The sequence below is a fragment of the Aliivibrio sifiae genome, from assembly GCF_002954705.1.
GTDB lineage: Bacteria > Pseudomonadota > Gammaproteobacteria > Enterobacterales > Vibrionaceae > Aliivibrio > Aliivibrio sifiae_A.
Genome location: NZ_MSCO01000001.1, coordinates 2276041 through 2300952, shown reverse-complemented (window position 1 = coordinate 2300952; position 24912 = coordinate 2276041). Strand labels below are relative to the sequence as shown.

The window sequence follows — 24912 nt, the reverse complement described above, 5'->3', positions numbered from 1 at the left end:
CAGCGTAATAAATAATAAAGCCCCAGCAATATAAGTGTTGGGGCTTTTCTTTTAATAACGTCGTTTAATCTCGTTTTTCATTTTCTTGTAAAGTATGAAATCCTGACCAAATTCGGTTAAATGTGGTTATCCAACATAAAGTCGAATATACATATGCAATGATGATAAAGTGAGTAGGGAATAAGCAAAATAAAACAAAGCAACCAATGGTTTCAGTTCCCTCGGTTAAGCCGCTCATGTAGTAGAGAGATTTGTTTTTATAGACGGGATTATCGATATTTCGTTTTCCAGCCATGATTGCAAAAGCCAAAAAACTACTTCCTGTCCCTATGAAAGAAAATATTAATAACGCACCTGCAATGGCATTCTGCTCTGGATTGGCCAGAATAAAACCAAATGGAATAAGGGAGTAAAAAAGAAAATCCAGACTGATATCTAAAAAACCACCAGAATCTGTTATTCCTGTGATTCGAGCTAAAGCCCCATCTAAGCCATCGCAAATCCGATTTAACAAAATAAAAACCAGTGCGATATTATATTCTTGAAATAGTAATGCAGGAAAAGCTAAAAGCCCTAAAGCAAAACCAAATAGGGTCGTTTGATTCGCTGTTACCCCTAATTTATGTAAGCCAGTTGCCGCTATTGATAGGGGCTTTTTTATTATTTGAATGCTGAATTTATCAAGCATGGTTTATCTCCATAGGCCAAAGGAATGTTTGGCTCTCTTTTGGAATATCGTCAATATCATGAGTTACTAGTAGTGTTGGAATGTTGGCTTCTATTAATTGTTCAAAGACCCAATCTCGAAACTGAATGCGCAATGCTTTATCTAGCTTACTAAAAGGTTCATCCAATAAAGCGACATCAGGTTTAGCTAATAACATTCTAACTAAACTGATCCTAGCACGTTGCCCACCAGATATTTGGTCTGGAAATACATTGGCTAATGAGTCTAATTGAACATTTTTAAGCGCATTGATTGCATCAACCTTACGTTGAGATCCTTTTATTTTATCTGGTAATGCAAAGGCAAGGTTTTCCCAAATACATAAATGAGGAAAAAGAAGATCCTCTTGAAATAAAATCCCGACTTTTCGTTCGTGAGAAGCGATTTTATTAATTGTTTTATTGTTAACTTCAATGCTACCTGAATAGTTAAAGTCACCGCTTAAATGGCCTGCAATCACGTTTAATAAGGTCGATTTACCACAACCACTTGGTCCCATAACACTAAGTATTTCTCCTTTATTGACAGATAGAGAACAATTACTTAGTAAAGGCGTGCCGTTATGAGTGAGAATGCTGAGATTTTGTATTGATAGGCTCATTACCCGCCACTTTCCTTGTTGTTAGGTTTAGATGAGGACGATAAGAATAGAATCGACCAATGAAGATCGTCAAGCTGAAGAAAATAAATGGCAATAGTGCCTGCCATAACCCATAGAGTGCAGTAATTCGACGATCAAATCCGCTTGAAAGAGCGACGGCTTCTGTCGTTAATGTCATTATTCGGCCTGCTCCTAGCATTTGTGTTGGTAAATATTGTGCGAGGCTAACACTTATGCCTATAGCCCATGCATATAACATTGCGGGCAATAATAAAGGCAGTTTTATTTTTATCCAGCAATGCCATGGTGATTTTCCAAGACTTAACCCTGTTTGGGTCAGTCGTTGATCAAAACTGCGCCATGGCCCATCTAATGCGAGAAATATATAAGGGAAAGAAAAAAACACATGCGCCCAAATAACCCAAAACCAATAAGAATCACTCGAGAAATAGAGTGCACTGACCTGAAGACCAAATAATAATGAGAGTTGAGGGACTAACATTGGAATAGCGATTAATAGAGAAGGAATATGCCATTTGTATTTAATTTTAAACTCATGCCCAAGTAAGGCAAAGGCAAGAGCTATTGTGGCAGAGATAATTGCGATAATAACGCTGTCTGTAATAACTGGCAGTAGAGTTCCCCATTCACTATTCCAAAAACGAAAAGTAAATGTGCTTGGTAAGAGATCTGGGAAGCGCCAACGTTGTGCAACACTCCAAAGTACCATTACAGGTAATGATAGAGCGACGATACTTGCACCAGCAGTAAAAAAAGCTAAGCCAGGGAGGCGAAGTCCCATGCGTCCAGATATTTGCCAGTGACGACAGTAGGTTGTAATTCCCCACTCTAGAAAACGATGAAAAGCTATGAGTAAAAAGCAAATAACAAGGAGTATGATAGCCCCTGCACCTGCTCTAGGCTGTAATTGAATATCAGGATCACTAAACCATTGCCACACTAATACTGCAAATGTTGGTGGGTTAGTTGCCCCTATAATTAAGCTTACATCAACCACTGATACGCTATAGGCAATCACCGCTAATAGCGGAAATCGTATTTTTTTAAGCCATTGTGGAAATATACATTTCCACCATATTTGGTGACGTTGATACCCTAGGCTTGCTGCTATTTTTGCCGTTTGATCGACATTGAGTTGTTGCATAATAGAAATGCTCATTAAAAGAAGAAAAGGCACTTCTTTAATAATCAAAACTAAAATAAGTCCGACATTAATGGCGTCATTAATAATTACGGGAAAATTAAAATCTCCGACAGGGTTAAGTAGTCTTGCAACTATTCCTGTTGGTGAAAAGAGAAAAGCGAACCCAATAGCAAAAGCGACATGAGGCATAGCAAGAAGTGGAGATAGTAAAGGTTCTATTTTTTTCCAAACAGATAATTGCCATGTACTTTGTAGAATTATAAAAGTAATCAAACAAGAGATAAGCGTACTGATAAAGGCACTGCTTATTGTTAAGGAGATGGAGTGCCAAATACCACTCCATTCAAAGACAGATATATATCCATTGAAAGATAAGGTATCTAGACCAATTGGGGGCATATAGCTTAAAGATGCACTTAAAATTCCGAGCATCCCAGGAAGGAGCGGAAGAATGCAAACCATGATAAGTAAAATATAAAAAAATGGTAATATCATGGTCTTGTTAGTAATACCTTAATTAAAAATAAGCGAATAGTAGTGAAATAAGATTATGTACTATCACTGATAATGTATTGAATAAGACAAAAAGTAAACTAATTAGTTCATTTTTAGTGAGGTGCTAGTTTTGATAATTCCCTTTATTACCAATATCAAAATGAAGAGGCATTCTCCATTTCTGAATGGCTAAAAAAAGAAAAATCACACCAGATAGAGCTAAGCATATTAATGCAATAAGCCATACCTCCATCGCTAACATCAGTGTAGCGATACATAATAGAAATGGTACAAGCCTTAATCCCATCACTTTAAAACAGAATGATTCCTTTAAGGCTATGCCAGAAAAAGTAACAAAAATAAACCCAACAGGAAGCCAAAAGAAACGGCTGTCATCTAATAAGCTTAATAGTACTAATCCTATCCAAGCTGACCAGGTAATGAGCATTCTTATTTTCTTATCATAAACATGTAAATTTGCAGCACTCATTGCGGCGGAAAGAGCAAGAGTTATAAAAGTAAATTCTTTTAATGAGCCATCAATTAATACCAACGAAATATCATCGGTAATAGCAAGGCTACTTAGAAATAGAGTTAGAGAAAATAACGTAATGCCCAATCGGTAGGTAATAACGCTGATTTTATCTAGAGAATCTAATATCTCAATATGTTCTGTATTTGCCATATTTAAGTACTCAAGGTAGATATTCTATTATTAACTTTAGCATGCTTAGTGAATGTTTATTGTGTGAATTTCGTTGTAAATGTTTAATTTTAATGTTGCTCGTAAGGGGTTACTTTTCATGTTTGTAATTATTTGCTGTCAATATTTTTCTAGGAAGTAAAAATTAGTGATTTGTATCACATAAAAGATGATTTTAAATCTGCGCTATGTATACTCCTTCCCCCAATACAAGCCGTCACATGGAACAGTGAATGACCCCAAGGATTAGGACCAGCTACTGTTAAACAGCTTGTAAAGGAACCCAAATGAACATCTTTTTATATAATGTTATTCCTTCCTCTTGGAGTAACTACTTTATACCTTTATCGTCATCCTCTATGGCGAGTCCTTTCGTTTCTTCACCTTTACCTCAATCTATTAAATAGGCATTATTATGACCATTTTATTTAGCCTTATAGGCATGTGTGCGCTTATCTTTTGTGCATGGGTATTTTCAGAGAAGCGTTCAGCTATCAATTGGAAAACCGTTCTAAGAGCTCTTTTTTTACAACTCTCTTTCGCTGCTCTTGTTCTTTATTTTCCTTGGGGACAAGCAGCGCTAGCAGCTCTTAGTAGTGGGGTTTCTAGTTTATTAGGTTTTGCGGATGAAGGTATTGCATTTTTATTCGGTGACTTAGCTTCAAATGGTTTTATCTTCGCAATTCGTGTCCTACCAATCATCATCTTCTTTAGTGCTTTAATTTCTGCTTTATATTATTTAGGCATCATGCAAAAAGTCATTGCTGTTTTAGGTGGTGCAATTCAAAAATTCCTGGGTACAAGTAAAGTTGAGTCATTAGTTGCTACTGGTAATATCTTTTTATCTCAAGGTGAATCTCCTCTACTTATTCGTCCATTCTTACCTCAAATGACTCGCTCAGAATTGTTTGCAGTAATGGCGGGTGGTATGGCATCGGTTGCAGGTAGTGTACTTGGTGGTTATGCAGGTTTAGGTGTTGAGCTTAAATATTTAATTGCAGCAAGCTTTATGGCTGCACCAGGCAGTTTATTGATGGCTAAGATTTTAGTCCCAGAACAAGAAACGCCAGTTGATCAACATGAATTAACTATTGATAGAAGTGAACAAAGTAACGTTATTGATGCATTAGCAAGTGGTGCAATGAATGGTATGAAAATCGCAGTAGCGGTAGGTACTATGTTGATCGCATTTGTTAGTGTGATTGCTATGCTAAACAGCGGCTTAGAAATGGTTGCTGAATGGTTTGGTTTTGCTGGCGTAACATTACAAACTGTTTTTGGTTACTTGTTTGCACCAGTAGCTTGGATTATTGGTATTCCAAAAGCTGAAATGGTGATGGCTGGTTCTTATATCGGTCAAAAAGTAATATTGAACGAGTTCGTTGCATTTATTGATTTTGTTCAACATAAAGATCAACTATCAGCATACAGTCAAGTGATTATCACATTTGCACTATGTGGTTTTGCGAACGTAAGTTCTATCGCGGTTCAGTTAGGCTCAATTGGTGTTATGGCACCAGAGCGTCGTGCTGAAGTTGCAAATATGGGTTTTAAAGCGGTACTGGCAGGTACGTTAGCAAACCTTATGAGTGCATGTTTAGCGGGATTATTCTTTAGCTTGTCGTTGTAATCATTTAACTTCAAGTTAAAAATAAAAAGCCCATGCTGTATGAAAATACGCATGGGCTTTTGTTTATTTAGCGTTTAAAAATATGAGGTCAAATTAGCCGATGACAATTTGGCCTAATACATAACCAACCATACAGGCAGAAATGACTCCGATTAAACCGACAGACATAAATGAATGGTTAAAGTAGTACTTACCAATCTTGGTGGTTCCTGAGTTATCAAAGTTAACTGTTGCAATGTCTGATGGGTAATTTGGAATAAAGAAGTAACCATAAACGGCAGGCATTAAACCAATTACTAAGGCTGGCTCTAACCCTAAAGCCAGACCAACAGGTAGCATCATACGAGCCGTTGCTGCTTGAGAGTTTACAACTACCGATACAATGAATAGTGCCAAAGCAAATGTCCATGGGTGAAGTGTCACCATATCGACAATGCCCGCCCTAAATTGAGGCATCGCATATTGGAAGTAAGTATCAGACATCCAAGCGATACCGAAGATAGCTATCGCTGCCACCATACCTGATTTAAATACCACACCATTAGGCACGTCACGAGGATCAGTTTTCGTCGCTAATAGAATCACACCACCAAACGCTAACATCATCATTTGGATCACAACAGACATTTTGATCGGAGCGCCACCTTCAGTGATAGTTCTTACTTCTGGCCACATCGCGATAACGACAATAGAAACAATTGCCCCTAGGAAGATAAGTACCGCATTACGTGCTTTAGTTGGTAGTTGTTCATCTAAAGAGGTTGATGTTGTATTTAAGATTTTTTCACGCCAAGCAGGATCTTTTAAGCGTGCTTGGTATTCTTCATCATCTTCCAGTTCTTTACCACGACGCAAGCTGTAAAGTGCCAACATTAATGTACCAAACAAGGTAGAAGGCACAGTTACCATTAAAATCGACATTAAGGTAATTGATGCGTCAATATCGACTAATTGTGCAAGATAGTAAACTACTGCAGCTGAAAGTGGAGAAGCCGTAATTGCAATTTGAGAAGCGACAGATGCCGCTGCCATTGGACGCTCGGGGCGGATACCATTTTTTAGTGCCACATCACCAATGATTGGCATAATTGAATACACTGCATGGCCTGTACCTAGTAGAAATGTCATTGCATAAGTAACAAATGGTGCAATGATGGTAACGCGTTTAGGGTTCTTTCTTAAGATCCGTTCAGCCACTTGTAGCATGTATTTCAAACCACCTGCGGCTTCTAATATAGAGGCACAAGTAACAACGGCTAAAATGATTAACATTACGGTGACGGGAGGAGAGGTTGGAGGCATTTTGAAGATAAAGACTTCAATAACTAAACCAATTCCAGAGACGACCCCTAAGCCTATCCCACCAAATCGAGACCCGATATAGAGTACGAGTAACAAAAAGAGAAATTCAAAATACAACATAGAACCACCTGCATTAATGCAATTATAATTAAAATTAACTACAGACATTAATACCTTATATTTCATGGGGTTTAATTGAGCGAGTTCTCATTTAGATTGTTGTTGGTTTTATAAATAGAGGCTTGGTTGATCTGAATTAAATGAAAGGTCATTTTTTATCAAAAAAAGAAAAAATGGGCGCTATCTATCGGATTGTATTAGCTATCATATGTTGGGGTTTGGGTATTAACTAAGAGCTAATACCCAAAATTAGATTAATCTCGAGTGAAGTTTTGTTCTGAGAAATGGTCAAGATCGTATGGTGTTTGTTGGTAAACACAGTAGTTTAGCCAATTAGAAAACAGTAAATGGCCATGACTGCGCCACGTTGCTTTTGGCGAGATCTCTGGGTTGTCATTAGGATAGTAATTTACTGGAATAGTTGGTTCCATACCTTCACCTAAATCACGAATGTATTCATTATGTAGAGTGAAAGAGTCGTATTCAGGGTGACCTGTTACAAAAACATTTCGTTTGTCTTTGGTTGAGGCTAAGTAGACACCTGCTTGTTCAGACGTTGCTAGAATATCTAAGTCAGTATGTTCGCTCAAATATTTGGCTGAGAAATCAGCGTAACGAGAGTGAGGTGCTAAAAATTGATCATCAAAACCACGTAAAATAGGATGGTGTTGTTCAAGGTTATCATGCTTATACACACCGGATAATTTTTCTTTACGAGTACGTTTTGGTAAGTCATAAAGTAACTTTAATCCTGCTTGTGCAGCCCAACAGACATATAAACTTGAAGTCACATGATCTTTTGCCCATGTCATAATCGTTTGTAAGTGATCCCAATAAATCACATCTTCAAACTGGACTAAACCTAGCGGTGCCCCTGTAATAATTAATCCATCAAAATTGCGGTTTCTAATACCTTCAAATTGGCGATAGAAAGTATCTAAATGTTCTGTAGGTGTATTTTTACTGGTGCGGTTATCAATTCGTAATAGCTCAACATCTACTTGTAGTGGGCTATTAGACAGTAAGCGCAAAAATTGAGTTTCTGTTTCAATCTTCTTTGGCATTAAATTTAGGATAATGACTTTAAGAGGACGAATGGCCTGTGTCGTGGCACGGGATTCTTGCATGATGAAAATGTTTTCTTCACGCAATACTTCAGCGGCGGGGAGTTGGTCTGGTATTTTTATCGGCACAACTTATCCTTAAGTTATTTTTAATCTGTAGCATTCTATACGTCTATACACCTAAACTACCTTATTATGAATAGAGTGTCGATACAAGAAAGGGCACCAATGTGCCCTTTTCTCTTTCTTTAATAAGGAGAGAGCGTTTTTACTGAGTGTAAAGAACTCTTCTTTGATACAACTACGCTGACTTATAACGCATTTTAAATAAATTTAATGAGAGTTTATTTCGTGGAAGCTTAGCCAGTAAAATACCGCTAAGTAGTGGAAACAACATCATTAATGATTGATCTGAAATCACAGTGCCAGAGGTAAGTGCCGATAGGCTTAAAGCGACTAATGGAAAAATTAAGAAGCAGATTGAAGCCGCAAATGGTGTTGAAAGCTGACCTAATTTGAAATAAGCAACAATGCCACCAACGCTAGCAAAGACACCTAAATAGGCGACGGCAATCAGCGATGATGGTGAAAATGCTTGTACCGTAATATTTTCAAATGCAAATGAAGTGATAAATAGTAGTAATGAAGCAATAAAGCTAGGGATAGCGTTGTAAGTAATTACTTGAATATCTTTGCAGTGTTTCTGAACCATGACATACATGATTGCATGAATAATGACGGCTAAAGCCAATGCTCCTGAACCGATTAATAAATTATTACCTCCAATACTCAATTCATTCGATAAGATGAGATACAAACTTGCTACCGAAATAAATAAGCCAGCAAACTGGTGTGGTGATAGTCTAAGCCCTAAAAATAGGGTTGATGTGATCATCACTGCAATAGGCATGTTAGCAAAAATGATAGACGCTAAACCTGAAGATATATACATCTCACCAGCAATCATTAATGTAAATGGGATTGCGAAATAGAAAACGGCGACAATAACCATCCATTTATTTTTTCCTTTGGGAAAGAACAGCGGTTGGTTAAATATTTTTGAGAGTAAAATCAGAATTGGAGAGGCAATTAAAAAACGTAAAGCCGTCGAAAAAATTGGTGGGATACTCTCTACCGCGATTTCCATAGCAAGCCATGTCGTTCCCCAGATGAAGCACACCGAGCAAAAAAGAAGCAGAGAAAGGTATTTCTTATCCATATGTATTTCCATTATATATTATTAATATGTATCTATTTTTTATGTGTGCTATCGCAACAAGATGAAAGTGGAATATACGTGCTTCACCGGAGGATAACTTACTCATTTGAATCTTATAATTGTCTTTTTATAGAAAATTTTTCTCTTATTACTGCTTTACGATTTCTATATGTTATTTTTACCCCTTGTTTAATTAGCTCTTTCTAAATTTGTATTTGTTAAATTAGCTAATTCTAAATAACTATTGACTAATGTACTGTTTTTAGTATGCTTATCTTTTAATTATCAATGAAGGTAGAGGTTTGTAATGGGGATAGTAATTCCATGGGAGTCCTTATTTGGCGGTATGCTGTTAGGTGTATCGGCGACTTTACTGCTTTTACTCAATGGTAAAATAGCAGGGATCAGTGGTGTATTAACTGGTGTGATCATGCCTAAGAATCAGGATTATGTATGGCGTGTATTATTCATTGTTGGAATGATCTGTGGTGGTGTGATTGGAACTTATTTTCTCGGTGCAGAAGTGCCAAGTGAATATTCAACGACAACCGGATTGCTAATTATTGCAGGAATACTCGTAGGCATTGGAACAAGATTAGGTAACGGTTGTACAAGTGGTCATGGAATTTGTGGTATTGGACGGTTGTCGATACGTTCTATAACGGCGACAGCTATCTTTATGTGTGTTGCGGCGATTACTGTCTTTATTCGCCTCCATCTTCTTTAAATAAGGCAGATTATGACTACTTTATTATTTCGTATCGTTTCGTTATTTTCAGGGCTTTTATTTGGTACAGGTATGGTGATATCTGGTATGGCGGATCCTCAAAAAGTGACTGGCTTTCTTGATATTACAGGGCTATGGGATCCAAGCTTAATGTTTGTGATGGGCGGTGCATTACTCATCTTTATGCCTGCGTATTTTTTACTGATAAAATCTAAAGAGAAACCAATAAATGCAGAAGAATTTTGTTTATCAACCAATACTCAAATAGATAAACGATTAGTTATTGGTGCTGCTATTTTTGGTTTAGGTTGGGGGATTGCTGGTGTATGTCCAGGGCCTGCAGTATCTAGTCTTGCTTTAGGTAATATGGATGTCATTGTTTTCTTCATTGCCATGATGGCAGGGTTAGCTATTACACATAAAGTGAGCCTGCGAAAATAAAATCATAGCAGTTCATTTGTAAAACAAGGCGTTCATAATAAAAATGAGCGCCTTTTTATATTTGGTTAGCAAATATAGAGGTTAGTTAGTGTAGTTATAACGATCACTTAGATTTTTAGTATCGTACTCAATTAGCTCCCATTCAAAACCGGATTTATCGTAAAAGTAGATTCGGCGTCCATGTTTTTCTTGGGTAATGTTACCATTTTGTTCATAGCCTAACGCGAGTAGTTTGAGCTGGATATTATCTAAATCGTCAACGATCATACCAATATGATTAATCGAAATGTTTTGGTATGGCCTACGTGTGTCTTTTGCTGTTAAGGGATCGTTTGGTTCTTGCAGAGCAAAGTAACAACTCTCATTTCCAACATGAACCCATCGATAGCTATTTTCAGGCGTTTGATCTGCTTTTATTCGAAAATCAGGTGCTGCATTTAGAAGAAAAGCGAGAGCAGCATCAATATTTGGAACGGTGATATTTGCGTGTTCAAATTGTGTCATGGTGACTCCTTGTCTATTTATTGCTTAAGTTATGCACACTTTAAAACCTCAAGTTAAGATTAGGTCAATCATTAATTTAAGGCACAATGAACTATTTATATAATCAGATATGTTTAATATAAAAACTTAATGATGGATATATTATTTGTAGTTTTAGGTTTTATTTATCTTTATTGTCCATGCTTTATTTAAGGTTATGAATTGATAAAACTTGATCTGTTTATATTCTATTTATGTTGCGTTCATAATCAGAACGTTCCATTAATATTAAAAATGAGATTGTTCATGCTGAAAATGATGATTTTATGTTATCAATTCTATCTTGTTTTTATGTTTAGTATTTATATATCAATAGTATGCAGCATTTCTTTGATGCTGCTTATAGGGCGTTTCTTGTTGGATCCTAAGATTCCATTTTTGAGAAGGGAATGATATATCCACGAATACATAGTTTATTTATAATCCCTACCTCTTTTATAAATAGTATTTTAATTAATCGTGAATCTTTATTTTTTGAGATGTATAGACTATTTATATTAATAACGATTTAACACTAATGAGTATCTTATGGTCGGATTATGTTTTCAAATTAATGACTGGACTCTTGTCATTGAGGAAAATAAATTATATCGCCAAGATAGGGAAGTCTCTGTTGAGCCACGTTTAGTCAATTTATTACGTTTTCTTGCTCAGCATTCAGGTGAGGTTTTTTGTCGTGATGAGCTTATTCAACACGTTTGGGATGGCGCATTTGTTACAGACCAAGTAGTCACACAATCCATTTTTGAGTTACGCAAGATTTTAAGAGACGGTCGATTAGATAACGCAAGATATCTTGTGACAGTGCCAAAACGTGGTTACAAGTTGGTGGCAGAGACCAAGTTAGTGAATCTTGAGGACACTGAATTCTGGAAGCCTTCTGATCGTTTTGTATCAGCAACACCTTCGGCTAATTCTGAATTAAAACCACAAAATGATTGTAATCAAATGATTGATAATAAAGGGGAAGATGTAAAGCCAGATCTTTCTTTTCCATCTGGGCCATTAACACGAGCAATAGCGACGATATCTAAAGATGTAGAGAAAGAGAAAAAGAAACAAGGCTCAGGTTTTAATTTTTTTCATCGATGGAAGTTACTCGCCTTTGATGCTTTTCTCGTCTGTATATTAATTGCTGTGATTGTGTCTACAGCATATCAGCAATCCGCGACTCATATTACGAAAGCCATTGATATTGACCTGATCCAATTCACTTACAGTGAAAGCAGAAATCAAAAAGATGATACTGAATTTTTAGCTGATGGGATCAGCCAAAAATTAATGTCAGATCTCGCTAGCGTAGGAGAGTACCGTGTGCAGTTAGATAAAACAGCATTTACTACAGGGATATTACCGGGAAAAGTAGTTAATGTTCGGGTAGAAGAGCAACAGAGTAAAACCTATTTAGATATTGAGTATCGTAGTAATACTTCAAATAAGGTTCTTTTTAGCCGTCAATATAGAATGACGAATGCAAATTTAGAGCATGTATTGCGTCAATCCTCTTTGGATCTAATGAGAGCACTTGGTGTTTCAGTCTCTGAAGAACAAATTGATATTTTAATGCTTGGTTTACCTAAAGAAAAAGGGTTACTTGAGATGCTGGTTCAGGCAAATCATTATATTAATCAACCGGATCCTAAGCGATTTGAACAAGGTATTCGATTATTGGAGAAAATATCAGAGCAAGAACCTGACAATGCTTACATTTTGGCTGAGTTATATATTGCTTATAATGCCTTTTCTGCATTAAATCCTGAACTGGAATTAACGGATAATACGTTAAAAACAGAGAAATTAAGTGAGGAGCTCGTTACTTCTTATACGAATAACATGGATAAGGTATTACCGACACGTATTTATGAAGCATTAGCGATGAATGCCATTAAACAAGATGAAAAAGAAAAAGCGCAGCAATATCTGGATCTTGCTTTTGAGAGAAGAGAATCGACTCTTTCTTATATTCTTCAAGGAAAACTTGCGGAATTGAATGGTAATTTAGATCAGGCTGGTGATGCTTATAGTCGAGCATTTTTTATGGATACATCATTAGAAACGTACATGTTAAGTGAAAATATAGCTTTTTATAGTGACTTAGAAACAGTCGCTTATTTCATGTATAAAGCGGTAACCCCGAGTGAAATTCGATTAATGTAAATCAGCAGTAATTAATAAAAAGCCCGTCGAGCATTAGTTCGACGGGTTTTTTTTAGTTTGTGGCTAAGAAATAATTAGCTAGAGAAAATATCTATGCTTTCTTTTTCTTTGGGTGCCATGCACCGTCTAAGTCATCAAGTTCTGGAAATTTAGTACGGTCAAACTCTGGTGTTTTACCCGCTTTAAGTTGAACTTCGTAATCTTTAATGATTTTGATAGCCAGCTTAGAAAGAAGGATTAATGCAATAATGTTGATTAATGCCATCATACCCATAGAGGCATCAGCTAGGTTCCACACAACAGGTAGTGAAGCTACTGAACCAAACATAACCATAGCTAGAACACACAAACGGAAACCAAACAGACCTTTCTTAGAGTTGCCGTTTAAGAACATTACGTTCGTTTCAGCGTAGCTGTAGTTTGCAATGATTGAGGTGAAACAGAACAGAAGAATAGCCAGTGCCATAAAGTAGCTTGTCCAACCGCCTAACTCATTGGTTAGCGCTTGTTGAAGAAGACTGATACCTGTAGCTGCATCAGGTTGGTCCATTACGCCTGAAAGCATAATCATTGCCGCAGAAGCAGTACAAATAACTAGCGTATCAACAAACACACCTAGCATTTGCACAAAACCTTGTGATGCAGGGTGGTTAGGGTTTGGTGTAGCACTTGCTGCGATATTAGCCGCAGAACCCATCCCCGCTTCGTTCGAGAAAAGACCACGAGCGATACCTGATTGCATTGCTTGAGCGATAGTGTATGCAACACCACCCGCTGCCGCTTCTTGCCAACCGAATGCACTTTTAACGATAAGTGTTAATACGGCAGGAACTTCAGTAATGTTCATTACAACAATAATTAAGGCAATAGCAAGGTAACCAATTGCCATTACAGGAACTATTTTTGATGATGCGTTAGCTACACGACGTAAACCACCCATAATGAAGAAAGCAGAAACAGCAACAATCACCATGCCCATAATAGTTTTATCAAAACCAAATGAGTGGTTTAACGCATCAGTAATTGTGTTTGCTTGAACCGCGTTAAACACTAAGCCAAAAGCAATAATTAAGAAGATAGAGAAAAGAGTTCCCATCCAACGCTGACCCAGACCTTTTTCCATGTAGTAAGCTGGACCACCACGGTATTGACCATCAACGTCTTTTACTTTGTAGACTTGAGCGAGTGTTGATTCGATAAATGCTGTGGCCATACCAAATAGAGCAATAATCCACATCCAAAAGATAGCGCCAGGGCCACCAACAGTTAATGCAACAGCCACACCTGCCATGTTACCCGTTCCCACTCGAGCTGCCATAGAGGTACAAAATACTTGATAAGAGCTGATGCCATTTTCGATTTCTTGGCCGCTGCGTAAGATTTTAATTGAATGCCCAAGTTGGCGAAGTTGAATGAAGCCAAGACGTAGGGTGAAGTAAACACCCACACCAACAAGAAGATAAACGAGGACTTGTCCCCAAAGAAGGCCATTGATCGTGCCAATAACGGACATTAACGCCTCGTTCATTAACTCAATGAGCGTTGAATCTGTGTTTGTCATGAAATTTCCTTATTATTAATCGTTAATTTACTTTTCTTAAATAATGGATAACGAAGCGCCAATCTTTAAGAAATATAAGTAACTTTGTTGTAAAGTTGTATAAAATATCGTTTGTTAAGGATTTGCGGCGATTAATATAGTTCAGTCAGCTTTGGATAGTCAATAATAATGAAACAATATGTCGTATTTTTTTTACGTATGGACATAAAGGTTTACAAATTTTAGTTTCCATTTTTTATCTTTTAAGTCTCTTAGTTTTAATCAGCATAATGAATAGATATTTTGAATATCATGAAGAGATAAACTTTTTTATCTCTTCCTTATTTTAATGATATTGATAAATTTATATTTTTTATGTTTTCCCCGTTAAATCTAAATTGATCACTTTAATCTATTGAAAGTGTAGTGTTTTTTATTTTTATCCTTATCTTTTTTCAGTCTCTTTCCTTATTTTTTTATCATTATTTTATTGATAATTTTATCCTTATTTTTTTTAGATTCTTTGGGCGTAATCTTCATCTCAACATTCGAGCAAGATGTTGTTTATTTACTCCGATAGAGTTTGCATGACCTATCCAAATAACATCTTGCCCCCTTAAATAAATAATTTCGTATGACGGGCTAAAAATGGTCCATTCGATAATTCCTGGAGATGTTATGGAATCGAATACAAAAAAAATTGGCTTAATTGCCTGTACGGGTGTTGTTGCCGGCAACATGATGGGGAGTGGTATCGCACTATTACCTTCTTCATTAGCGGCAGTCGGCTCAGTATCCATCTTTAGTTGGATCATCTGTTTAGTGGGTGCATTAAGTTTGGCGTTTGTTTTTGCCCGCTTGGCAACTAAGAATCCGCAAGAAGGTGGCCCAATTGCTTATGCTGGTGAAGTATCACCTGTGTTTGGTTTCCAAACTGGTGTTCTTTACTATCACGCAAACTGGATTGGTAACTTAGCAATCGCCATTACTGGTGTTTCTTATTTATCTGTTTTCTTCCCTGCTTTGAATGACCCTATCCCGGCAGCTGCCGCGACGATTGCATCAGTATGGTTATTTACTCTAGTTAACTTACTAGGTGGTAGCTGGGTAAGTCGTCTTTGTACTTTAGGCTTAGGTCTTATCCTTATCCCTGTTGTTGGTACTGGTGTAGTAGGTTGGACTCATTTCGATCCTGCTTTATATACTCAAAACTGGAATGTATCTTCAGGTACAAATAATCATGCTGTAATTAGTGCGGTTCTTATCTGTCTATGGTCATTCGTTGGTGTTGAATCAGCAGCGGTATCATCTGGTATGGTTAAAAATCCAAAACGCACCGTTCCTCTAGCAACAATGCTTGGTACTGCGATTGCGGGTGTGATTTATATCCTATCAACTCAAGTGATCAGCGGCATGTTTCCAGCAGCAGAAGTCGCGGCATCAGGCGCGCCATTTGCTCTAGCAACCACTGAGATCTTCGGAGGCTGGTCGGCTCCATTTGTTGCGGCATTTACAGCCCTAGCATGTTTCACATCGCTGGGTTCTTGGATGATGTTAGTTGGTGAAGCTGGTAAACGTGCCGCTCACGATGGTAACTTCCCTAAAATCTACGGTGAGACTGATAAAAACGGTGTTGCGAAAAAAGGTCTTGTACTTGCCTCGTTAAAAATGACAGCGTTAATGGTTGTATTAACCGTCTTCAGTTCTCAATCTGCACATACTGCTGACTTATTTAACCAGTTAACGACTGATGCCGTACTACTAACAATGCTTCCTTACTTCTATTCAAGCATTAACTTAATTCGATTCGAAGGTATGACAACACGCAGCGGCTTCACCATGTTCTTCTCTGGTATTGCTTGTGTGTTCTGTATGATTGCACTTGCTGGTGCAGAAGGCGCAACACTGACTGCAACCTTTATCGTGTCACTTGTTATCCTTATGTTCTACGCAAAAAAAGTGGGCCTGAAACAATCAGAGCAACACGTAAGCACTGAAGCTGCTGCCCATTAATGTCACTCGATAGCGTAAACACTTAACGCTACCTACTTAATAATTTTACCCTCAGGCGCTCCACTACCTCACCATCAAAAAGATGGGGAGCGCCTTGTTTCGTCTTGGAGATATAAAATGAATATTTTTGCTATCCTAAATCACTCAGGTGTTTTCTTTAAAGAAGAGCCAGTACGCGAATTACATGCTTCTTTAGAAAAAGCAGGCTACAAAGTTGTTTACCCAGTAGACGCGCAAGATTTATACAAAATGATCGAAATGAACCCACGTATTTGTGGTGTGCTATTTGACTGGGATAAATACTCACTAGACCTATGCACTGAAATTAATACCTTGAATGAAAAATTGCCTTTGTATGCATTTGCAAACCAACATTCAACATTAGATATTTCACTAACTGATTTACGTCTAAATTTACACTTCTTCGAATATGCTCTAGATATGGCTGATGATATCGCTTTGAAAATTAATCAAGCGACTGAAGAATATAAAGATCAAATAATGCCTCCTTTTACTAAGGCATTATTTAAATACGTTGAAGAAGGTAAATATACGTTCTGTACTCCGGGTCACATGGGCGGTACGGCTTTCCAAAAAAGTCCTGCAGGCAGTATCTTCTATGATTTCTACGGTCCAAACGCATTTAAAGCCGACGTATCAATCTCAATGCCTGAACTGGGTTCATTACTTGATCACTCAGGTCCTCATAAAGAAGCTGAAGAGTACATCGCTCGTACCTTTAATGCCGACAGCTCTTACATCGTAACTAACGGTACTTCTACATCAAACAAGATTGTAGGTATGTTCTCTGCACCAGCAGGCAGCACAGTACTTGTTGACCGTAACTGTCATAAATCTCTGACTCATATGATGATGATGAGTGATGTAACACCTATCTACTTCCGTCCAACGCGTAACGCTTACGGTATTTTAGGTGGCATCCCACAAAGTGAATTCACTCGTGAAGTGATTGAGCAAAAAGTAGCAGCAACACCAAACGCAACAATGCCAGGTTATGCGGTTATTACTAACTCTACTTATGATGGTCTGTTGTACAACACTCAATACATCAAAGAAACGCTAGAAACTAAGTTCATTCACTTTGACAGTGCTTGGGTTCCTTACACTAACTTCAACTCTATTTACGAAGGTAAATGTGGTATGAGTGGTGAAGCGATGCCGGGTAAAGTGTTCTATGAAACACAATCAACTCATAAATTATTGGCTGCGTTCTCTCAAGCATCAATGATCCATGTAAAAGGGGAGTTTGATAAAGAGTCATTTAACGAAGCGTTTATGATGCACACATCAACATCACCTCAATACGGTATTGTTGCATCAACTGAAACCGCTGCGGCAATGATGCGTGGTAATACTGGTAAGAAACTAATTCAAGATTCAATTGATCGTGCGATTCGTTTCCGTAAAGAGATCAAACGTCTACAAGGCGAAAGTGATAGCTGGTTCTTCGATGTATGGCAACCTGAAAACATCGATACAACAGAATGTTGGAAACTGGATCCTAAAGATTCATGGCACGGCTTCAAGGATATTGATGATGATCACATGTACCTTGATCCAATCAAAGTCACGCTATTAACTCCAGGAATGAACGAAAATAGCGAAATGAGCGATACAGGTATTCCTGCATCAATTGTTGCTAAATACTTAGATGAACACGGTATCGTAGTAGAGAAAACAGGTCCATATAACCTATTGTTCCTATTCTCTATCGGTATTGATAAATCAAAAGCAATGCAATTGCTACGTGCGCTAACTGACTTTAAACGTGGCTTTGATCTAAACTTAACAGTGAAAAACTTCCTTCCTTCACTGTACAACGAAGATCCAAGCTTTTACGAAGGTATGCGTATTCAAGAACTGGCACAAGGTATTCACGATCTAACTCGTCAATACCGTTTACCAGAACTAATGTTTAAAGCGTTTGATGTATTACCTGAGCTTAAAGTAACCCCACACGCAGCATGGCAAGAAGAGCTACGCGGTAATGTGGAAGAAGTGAAACTGGAAGAAATGGTTGGTCGCGTCAGTGCCAATATGATCCTTCCTTATCCTCCAGGCGTTCCACTAGTTCTTCCTGGTGAAATGGTAACAACAGAGTCTCGTCCAGTACTTGATTTCTTAGAAATGTTATGTGCTATCGGTGCACATTACCCAGGTTTTGAAACTGATATTCACGGTGTATATGCTCAAAAAGATGGCAGTTACACAGTGAAAGTTCTAAAAGAAGATTAAGGCCTAGGGTTTTGAAGGAATATCGTTTATTTTAGGGCACGGAAGCCCTTACTCTATTTAAAATTATGGTGATGTTATGAAACGTATTCTTTCCATTCAGTCTCATGTGGTATTTGGTTGCGCAGGCAACAGTGCTGCGGTTTTTCCAATGCGAAGAATGGGAATGGAAGTATGGCCTATTAATACGGTACAGTTTTCAAATCACACACAATATCAACAAGGCTGGAAAGGCATTGCGATGCCTGCTGGCCATATTTCAGAATTGGTTGATGGTCTATCAGCGATTGAAGCAACTCATGTTTGTGATGCGGTGTTAAGTGGTTACTTAGGATCAGCAGCGCAAGGTCAAGAGATCATCACAGCGGTTCAGAAAATAAAACAAGACAATCCAAACGCAATTTACTTTTGTGATCCAGTGATGGGGCATCCTGAGAAAGGCTGTATTGTTGCACCAGAAGTGACTACTTTTTTTAAAGAGTCTGCACTCGCATCAGCAGATATTATTGCGCCTAACTTACTTGAATTAGAAAGTTTATCTGGCATGACAATTAACACTTTAGAGCAAGTGATTGAAGCGAATAATCAACTGCTTGAGCAAGGCGTTAAGATGGTAGTGGTAAAACACTTAAGTCGTGCGGGTATTAAAAAAGATCGCTTTGAAATGCTATTAACCACCAAAGAAGGTAGCTACCACGTTTCTCGTCCTTTATATGACTTTGATGCTAAGCGTCAGCCAGTAGGGGCAGGGGATTTAATCAGTGGTGTAATGCTTGCCAACTTAATGGCGGGTTACTCTGCAATTGATGCGTTTGAACGTACTAATGCTGCGGTTGATTCGGTAATGCAAGAAACCTTCAATCGTGGATCGTATGAACTGCAACTTATCGCATCACAAGAATGTTTTAATACACCTGACATTATCGAAAAAGCTGAAAAAGTTGCGTAATTCGGTTAATACTGAACTTGATATTTAATAGATAAAATGCATAGCCCACGATTTGTAATATTGCGGATCGTGGGCTTTTTCTTTATTAGATTATTTAATTACACCGCATACTAATCGTGATCCGCCACCACCTAGTTTTGCAGGGTGATCAGAATGGTTATCTTCGCCAGCATGAATCATGATTGAACGACCTTTAAGATCATCTAGTTTAATTATTGTTGAGCAATATCATTTAAAAATTGAAGACGCTCTTTCTCTTGTTCTGACATTTGATAGGGTTCGTCAGTTAAGCTTGACGTATCAAATGAGGAGATAGGAAAAACTGTTTCTTTACTCGCTCCATAACGTGTTTTTTCTCCTGGAAAATCCGACATTCTTTCTACTGTAATCGTGCGTAATTCAAAATTATCACCTTTCCCTTTTAACACTGAACTATGTGCTTTTAGCTCAAAAATACCAACGCCTTGAGAGAGCTTTGCTTTATTACTTAATGAGGCAATAGGATCCCCATTTTCTTGATATAGATTTGCTCTAATACGGTAATTGCCTGATTCTTTTATATCCATATTTAACGGTAATATCATATCATCACCTGAAGAATAAACAGGGGATAGGGAGTCTACATATGCAACTGGATTTGAAAATTGGATATCAGCAATGAGCGTATCTTTCCCTTCTAAAAAAGAGATGGCTGCTTTTATTCTGACCTCTTGAGGCCAATCTTCTTGCGGTGAAAATTCAGTAGTTAGTTCTTGAGTATATTTTGAGGTAAGTGACTTTCTGGTTTCAGGATCAAGTAATTCATAATCGATATGGTCAATCGGCAATTCTGAAGTAAGAGTAACGATAATTGGTTCCGGGTAATCAAATCGATATTTTTCTAAAGATAAAGCTACGGTATGTGAGCCATCTAATACCGGAATATTAACCACGCTAAAATGATTAGGTTTTAAGTAATTAATATTCGAACTCAATAGAGGTATTGAATAAGATGGGTAACTGATGTCGTCAACATAAGCTTGAGATAGTAAGCTAAATTGTTCGGTCAATTTTTGAGGAAATTCTTGTTTTATTTCTTTTGGTTTTAGTTCATTTAATGATGTTGATACCACATGATTAATGTTTTCTTTTAAAGCTGGTTGTAAGGTGGTATTTGCTTTAGGTATGTGACTATTTAAGGTAGACGCTCCCTTTATTATTGATGATGAGTTGTCACGCATGATCCAATGAAAAGTGGTGGCTGAGAGCATTAACAGCACGCCAATAAATAATATATTTTTATTCATAACAGTAAATCACTAGCAAGTTCAGATATGGTTTTTGTATTGGATTTATCGACATATCGATAAGTTGTTCCAGTCATTGGGTAGGTTACAAATTTGGTCGTTACCTCAATGGGTGTTCCATTTAGTAAGGTCGCGTATTTATTTGCAGCCACAACACGACCTTGGATATCAGAACCAATTAAACCACTGTGGCTATAATCACCCCCCATTAATAATGGATAATGGTAGGGCATAAAACTGGTGACCGCTTTTGCTTGGGGAGCCACATTTCCATTGAATGCAATGGTTGAAGAACATCCACTAAATGAACCTGATTGGCTTGAACCACAAGAAGAATGACTTGAAACTACTCCATCATCTTCACCCGGTAGAAAAGGGCTTGTGGACTCCAGATAGTCACTTCCTTTGCCAACAAAGCGAATGCGAGGTATGCGATTATCAGGAAGAGGAGCTAATTGACGTGCATTTGCTACTTTCAAATCATTTAGCACACCAGTGTTTTGACTATTAGGAATTTCACCAAGCCATTTTTTCATCGCGTACTTTAAAGGTGCATTTAAATATCCATTACCTTCTGAAATATTAATCGCAATATCACCCAGTTCAGAACCGCCTCCTGCTCCTGCAAAATCAAATGTCGCAATAAAATTAAGAGGTGTTAATCCGGCATTAGTTAACCAGTTTTCTTGATTATCTAATAAATAACGAGCAATAAGATCTCCTGTTGAATGAGTAACTAAAATACACCCATTCTCACAGGTATTATTTTTTGATAATTCTTGTAATTTTGGCCAAATATAATCGGTTGAAACATTGTCAGCAATACGCTCTTGTGAAGGCCAATCAATGCGGTCATCCGCTTTAGATAACCAAAAGCCTTGCCAATAATCCGCGCCTTCTTTTATCACGGTATCATGATCTGGTTTTGTCTGAAGCTGACTGGCTTGAAAACCGTGAATAAGAATCACAGGATGCTCGCCAAGTGCAGCAACGCTTGATATCGGAGTTGCTAAAGAAGCACATAGCACTAACAGCGAAAGTAATTTCATATAATTTGATTACTTTTGAGTAATTATGTTTGTAGAATATGATTTTCATCGTTATTTATCAAATGAATGAATCGATTGCGTTCTCATTTGTATAAGAATGAATCACTTTATTTTTTAATAAGATAGAGTTGTGAGTGTAACGATATACAAGCTTTGCAACTTTTTCTTACAGTCCTTAATGGTATCCAGTTGCGTTATTCGTTACAGTCCGTCCGTCTTAATTCTGCTCATTTATGAACAATCCGATTAATCATTGTTTCGGATAAGGAAGCACATCATGAACACAAGTAAACAGGAACCCCCAAGTTGGTGGTCTAACTCTTTTTCTACATGATGATCTGAGGGTGATATGTCTTCAGATCTGGAGACGTATTATGGAATTTGTACAACAAAAAACAGACACAGAACATATTAAAACATCAGAAAATATGCATAAAGGTTCTGGTGTTGAAGACATTAGTATCAGCATAAAAAATGCATCAATTGGCGTGCTTTATAAGAAACGCGTATTTTGGTTAGTGCTGCTTGTTTTTGGTAATGTATTTTCAGGGGCTGGTATTGCTTACTTTGAAGAGATAATTACCTCTTATGTTGCGTTAGTTTTCTTTCTCCCTTTACTTATTGATAGTGGTGGTAATGCGGGATCTCAATCTGCAACCTTAATGGTTCGAGCTTTGGCTATTGGTGAAGTAAAACCAAATGATTGGGGAAAAATGCTAGGTAGAGAAGTCTTTGTCGCTCTAGGGCTTGGCTTGAGTATGGCCGCTGCTGTTTACCTTTTAGGTTTATATCGCGGAGGTTATGAGATAGGGATGGTGGTTGGTTTAAGTATGATTGCCATTGTATTAATCGGTAGCTTAATTGGCACTATACTTCCTTTTGGCTTGCATAAGCTTAAGTTAGATCCAGCTTCTGCTAGTGCCCCAATGATTACTTCTATTGCCGATATTTCAGGGGTATTGATTTACTTTTCTATTGCCTCTGCGGTATTAGAGATAGGGTAAGGCCTTTTTAGTCGCCCTTTATTGATGAATGGATTTAAGACAGTAAAGCCCAACTTCTTTCGAGGTTGGGCTTTTGTTTTATGCAGCTAACCGCTATTTTTCCCCTTAGATAACAGACTAACCTTTTAACCAGCCAAAGAAACCGTCGGTCAGGTTTTTTACTGGGGATAATCCCATTTCAGAGGCCAACTTTGCCGCATAAAGTGAACGTAAGCCATGAGCACAATAGAAAACATACGTTTTATCTTGATTGAAAATTTTATTGTGGGCTGGGCAGTTCGGGTCAATTAAGAACTCTAACATCCCTCTTGGGCAAGTAAATGCTCCCGGGATCACGCCATGCTCTTCTCGTTCAGCTGCTTCTCGGACATCGACAAAGATATAATTATCATCTTGATACAATGTTTTAGCTTCTGCTATCGACATTTCATCTACTGTTGAACGCGCTTCTTCGTTTAACTCTTTAATGCCTTTTATTATTGTTTGTGACATGTTTTTCTCTCTTCATTTTGCATTAATACAATACTGTTATTAATGAATAGACGCCGTTGGTAAGAAAAAGATGCATTATTTTTTACTCATTTTACGTAAAAATTACGATATAAATAAGGGATAAAATTAGTGCGTCTTTTTTTCTTACTGAACGTCTAAGTTATCGTAAAGATAAATTTTTTATTGAGGATAACACCACATGTTTACAGATACGCCGAAAAATAGTGACGCTCAGAATAAATTCATAAAATACGATTCTGATATGTTAAACCATATTTATAAAACAGAAGATGTTACGCCATATTGGGTGGCGGATATGGATTTTCCTATAGCTAATCCAATCACATTAGAGTTGCAGCGCCTTGTTGATCGTGAAGTGTATGCTTATGAATTTGATTCATCTTCTGTATTTAAAGCTATCTCGCAGTGGAACAAGCGTCAGCATAATATTGATTTGAATCCTAAAACATTTGTTCAGGTGCCTGGTGTGTTAAATGCGATTGCATTATTAATCCGTGAATGGTCTGAATTGGGCGATGGGGCATTAATTCAAACGCCTGTTTATCATCAATTTAAGCGTTTAATTGAGTCGTCTGGTAGAAAGGCGATTAATAATACGATGAAAATTGAAGACGGCCAGTATCGTATGGATTTTGATGATTTCGAAGATAAATTAAAAAACGGCGACGTAAAAATGGTTCTGCTTTGTAATCCTCATAACCCTGTGGGCAGAGTATGGAAGAAAAGTGAATTACAACAATTAGTCGATATAGCTAAAAAATATGATGTAGTGATCATCAGCGATGAAATTCATGCTGATATCGTATTTTCTGGACATAAATTCACGAGTATTGTGGAATTTGGTTATGAAAAAAGTGTGTCGATTATAGGCTCTCCCGCGAAGAACTTTGGCTTAAATAGCATTTCAAATGGGTATATTTATACCGATAATGAAAAAATGCATGAGCAAATAAAAGCAACGGTAAATTCATTATCTTTAGACCATGGTAATGCTTTTACTACATTTGCCACCATAGCGGCTTATGAAAAAGGACAAACGTGGTTTGATGGATTTTTATCTTATACCGAAAAAACCGTTAATTGGGTTGTTGATTTCATTGAAAAAAAACTATCGCAGGTATTGGTTTACAAACCAGAAGGGACGAATCAAATATGGTTTGATTTCTCTGGGTTAAATTTAGATGAAGAGGCGTTAAGAGAGTTGATCGTTACTAAGGCAAAAATGGGATTAACACCAGGTTCGTGGTTTGGTGAACCTAACGCTAATTTTTATCGCATGAATATCGCGTCTCCATTAGAGCAAATTCAAGCGTCTTTTCTTTTATTGAAAAGTGAAATTGATAAGTTAAATTCATAATCAATTATTCGGTTATATTTGTGAAAAAACACCGAACAGGTAATGTTCGGTGTT

General features: G+C 37.4%; 21 protein-coding genes and 2 pseudogenes. 9 read left to right on the top strand and 14 right to left on the bottom strand.

The genetic code is table 11. The features are described 5' to 3' along the window. Positions 1–64 precede the first annotated feature (64 nt). From BTO22_RS10285 to BTO22_RS10270, 4 genes are all read right to left on the bottom strand, one after another. Entirely contained in the window at positions 65–688 is a 624-nt protein-coding gene (locus BTO22_RS10285; RefSeq protein WP_105055388.1) for a CDP-alcohol phosphatidyltransferase family protein, read from the bottom strand. Next, positions 681–1328, bottom strand: coding sequence for an ATP-binding cassette domain-containing protein (locus BTO22_RS10280; protein ID WP_105055387.1), 648 nt, complete (start codon positions 1326–1328; stop codon positions 681–683). The genes BTO22_RS10285 and BTO22_RS10280 overlap by 8 nt, the downstream gene beginning before the upstream one ends. Next, complete coding sequence (locus tag BTO22_RS10275) at positions 1288–2985, bottom strand: ABC transporter permease (protein WP_258132563.1); 1698 nt, start codon at positions 2983–2985, stop codon at positions 1288–1290. The genes BTO22_RS10280 and BTO22_RS10275 overlap by 41 nt, the downstream gene beginning before the upstream one ends. Positions 2986–3112: 127 nt before the next feature. After that, positions 3113–3673 carry a DUF2301 domain-containing membrane protein gene (locus BTO22_RS10270; protein WP_105055385.1) on the bottom strand — a complete coding sequence of 187 codons (561 nt, stop codon included), beginning with the start codon at positions 3671–3673 and terminating at the stop codon, positions 3113–3115. A gap of 433 nt (positions 3674–4106) precedes the next feature. Between BTO22_RS10270 and BTO22_RS10265 the strand changes: the two genes are divergently transcribed. After that, positions 4107–5321 carry a NupC/NupG family nucleoside CNT transporter gene (locus BTO22_RS10265; RefSeq protein ID WP_105055384.1) on the top strand — a complete coding sequence of 405 codons (1215 nt, stop codon included), beginning with the start codon at positions 4107–4109 and terminating at the stop codon, positions 5319–5321. A gap of 93 nt (positions 5322–5414) precedes the next feature. On the opposite strand, the gene BTO22_RS10260 is transcribed toward BTO22_RS10265, so the two are convergent. From BTO22_RS10260 to BTO22_RS20410, 4 genes and pseudogenes are all read right to left on the bottom strand, one after another. Further along, positions 5415–6743 (bottom strand): anaerobic C4-dicarboxylate transporter, encoded by a 1329-nt coding sequence (locus tag BTO22_RS10260; RefSeq protein WP_105055591.1) that lies wholly within the window; start codon positions 6741–6743, stop codon positions 5415–5417. Between the two features lie 254 nt (positions 6744–6997). Further along, positions 6998–7936 (bottom strand): homoserine O-acetyltransferase MetA, encoded by a 939-nt coding sequence (metA, locus tag BTO22_RS10255; protein WP_105055383.1) that lies wholly within the window; start codon positions 7934–7936, stop codon positions 6998–7000. A gap of 172 nt (positions 7937–8108) precedes the next feature. Next, positions 8109–9026, bottom strand: coding sequence for a DMT family transporter (locus tag BTO22_RS10250; protein WP_105055382.1), 918 nt, complete (start codon positions 9024–9026; stop codon positions 8109–8111). Between the two features lie 189 nt (positions 9027–9215). Further along, positions 9216–9281 (bottom strand): annotated as a pseudogene (locus BTO22_RS20410) (hypothetical protein); the annotation flags it as partial. A 52-nt stretch (positions 9282–9333) separates the two neighbouring features. On the opposite strand from BTO22_RS20410, the gene BTO22_RS10245 reads away from it, so the two are divergent. Further along, entirely contained in the window at positions 9334–9753 is a 420-nt protein-coding gene (locus tag BTO22_RS10245; RefSeq protein ID WP_105055381.1) for a YeeE/YedE family protein, read from the top strand. 12 nt (positions 9754–9765) lie between these two features. Continuing rightward, the gene (locus tag BTO22_RS10240) at positions 9766–10194 is read left to right on the top strand and encodes a YeeE/YedE family protein (protein ID WP_105055380.1); all 429 of its coding nucleotides are present in this window, start codon (positions 9766–9768) and stop codon (positions 10192–10194) included. Positions 10195–10275: 81 nt separating this feature from the next. On the opposite strand, the gene BTO22_RS10235 is transcribed toward BTO22_RS10240, so the two are convergent. Then, positions 10276–10698, bottom strand: coding sequence for a VOC family protein (locus BTO22_RS10235; protein ID WP_105055379.1), 423 nt, complete (start codon positions 10696–10698; stop codon positions 10276–10278). A gap of 567 nt (positions 10699–11265) precedes the next feature. Here BTO22_RS10235 and cadC point away from each other — a divergent pair. Then, entirely contained in the window at positions 11266–12894 is a 1629-nt protein-coding gene (cadC, locus tag BTO22_RS10230; protein ID WP_105055378.1) for a lysine decarboxylation/transport transcriptional activator CadC, read from the top strand. Between the two features lie 91 nt (positions 12895–12985). On the opposite strand, the gene BTO22_RS10225 is transcribed toward cadC, so the two are convergent. Then, positions 12986–14455 (bottom strand): alanine/glycine:cation symporter family protein, encoded by a 1470-nt coding sequence (locus BTO22_RS10225; RefSeq protein ID WP_105055377.1) that lies wholly within the window; start codon positions 14453–14455, stop codon positions 12986–12988. 657 nt (positions 14456–15112) lie between these two features. On the opposite strand from BTO22_RS10225, the gene cadB reads away from it, so the two are divergent. The 3 genes from cadB (at position 15113) to pdxY (ending at position 19649) form a co-directional block, all read left to right on the top strand. Beyond that, positions 15113–16447 carry a cadaverine/lysine antiporter gene (gene cadB / locus BTO22_RS10220; RefSeq protein WP_105055376.1) on the top strand — a complete coding sequence of 445 codons (1335 nt, stop codon included), beginning with the start codon at positions 15113–15115 and terminating at the stop codon, positions 16445–16447. A gap of 117 nt (positions 16448–16564) precedes the next feature. Further along, the gene (locus tag BTO22_RS10215) at positions 16565–18703 is read left to right on the top strand and encodes a lysine decarboxylase CadA (RefSeq protein WP_105055375.1); all 2139 of its coding nucleotides are present in this window, start codon (positions 16565–16567) and stop codon (positions 18701–18703) included. Between the two features lie 76 nt (positions 18704–18779). After that, positions 18780–19649, top strand: a complete 870-nt coding sequence (gene pdxY, locus BTO22_RS10210; RefSeq protein WP_105055374.1) for a pyridoxal kinase PdxY — start codon at positions 18780–18782, stop codon at positions 19647–19649. Positions 19650–19739: 90 nt separating this feature from the next. On the opposite strand, the pseudogene BTO22_RS10205 reads toward pdxY, so the two are convergent. The 3 genes and pseudogenes from BTO22_RS10205 to BTO22_RS10195 form a co-directional block, all read right to left on the bottom strand. Then, positions 19740–19862: pseudogene (locus tag BTO22_RS10205) on the bottom strand (superoxide dismutase family protein); the annotation flags it as partial. Next, positions 19862–20935, bottom strand: coding sequence for a hypothetical protein (locus BTO22_RS10200; RefSeq protein WP_105055372.1), 1074 nt, complete (start codon positions 20933–20935; stop codon positions 19862–19864). The gene BTO22_RS10200 and the pseudogene BTO22_RS10205, both read right to left, overlap by 1 nt. Further along, positions 20932–21984: a hypothetical protein gene (locus tag BTO22_RS10195; protein ID WP_105055371.1), complete on the bottom strand. Its 1053-nt coding sequence runs from the start codon at positions 21982–21984 to the stop codon at positions 20932–20934. Before BTO22_RS10195 ends, BTO22_RS10200 begins: the two co-directional genes overlap by 4 nt. 374 nt (positions 21985–22358) lie before the next feature. On the opposite strand from BTO22_RS10195, the gene BTO22_RS10190 reads away from it, so the two are divergent. Beyond that, positions 22359–22988, top strand: coding sequence for a magnesium transporter (locus BTO22_RS10190; RefSeq protein WP_105055370.1), 630 nt, complete (start codon positions 22359–22361; stop codon positions 22986–22988). A gap of 117 nt (positions 22989–23105) precedes the next feature. Here the strand turns inward: BTO22_RS10190 and BTO22_RS10185 are convergent, their stop codons facing one another. Further along, entirely contained in the window at positions 23106–23480 is a 375-nt protein-coding gene (locus BTO22_RS10185) for a rhodanese-like domain-containing protein (RefSeq protein WP_105055369.1), read from the bottom strand. A gap of 199 nt (positions 23481–23679) precedes the next feature. Between BTO22_RS10185 and BTO22_RS10180 the strand changes: the two genes are divergently transcribed. Continuing rightward, positions 23680–24858 carry a MalY/PatB family protein gene (locus BTO22_RS10180; RefSeq protein ID WP_105055368.1) on the top strand — a complete coding sequence of 393 codons (1179 nt, stop codon included), beginning with the start codon at positions 23680–23682 and terminating at the stop codon, positions 24856–24858. Positions 24859–24912 lie beyond the last annotated feature (54 nt).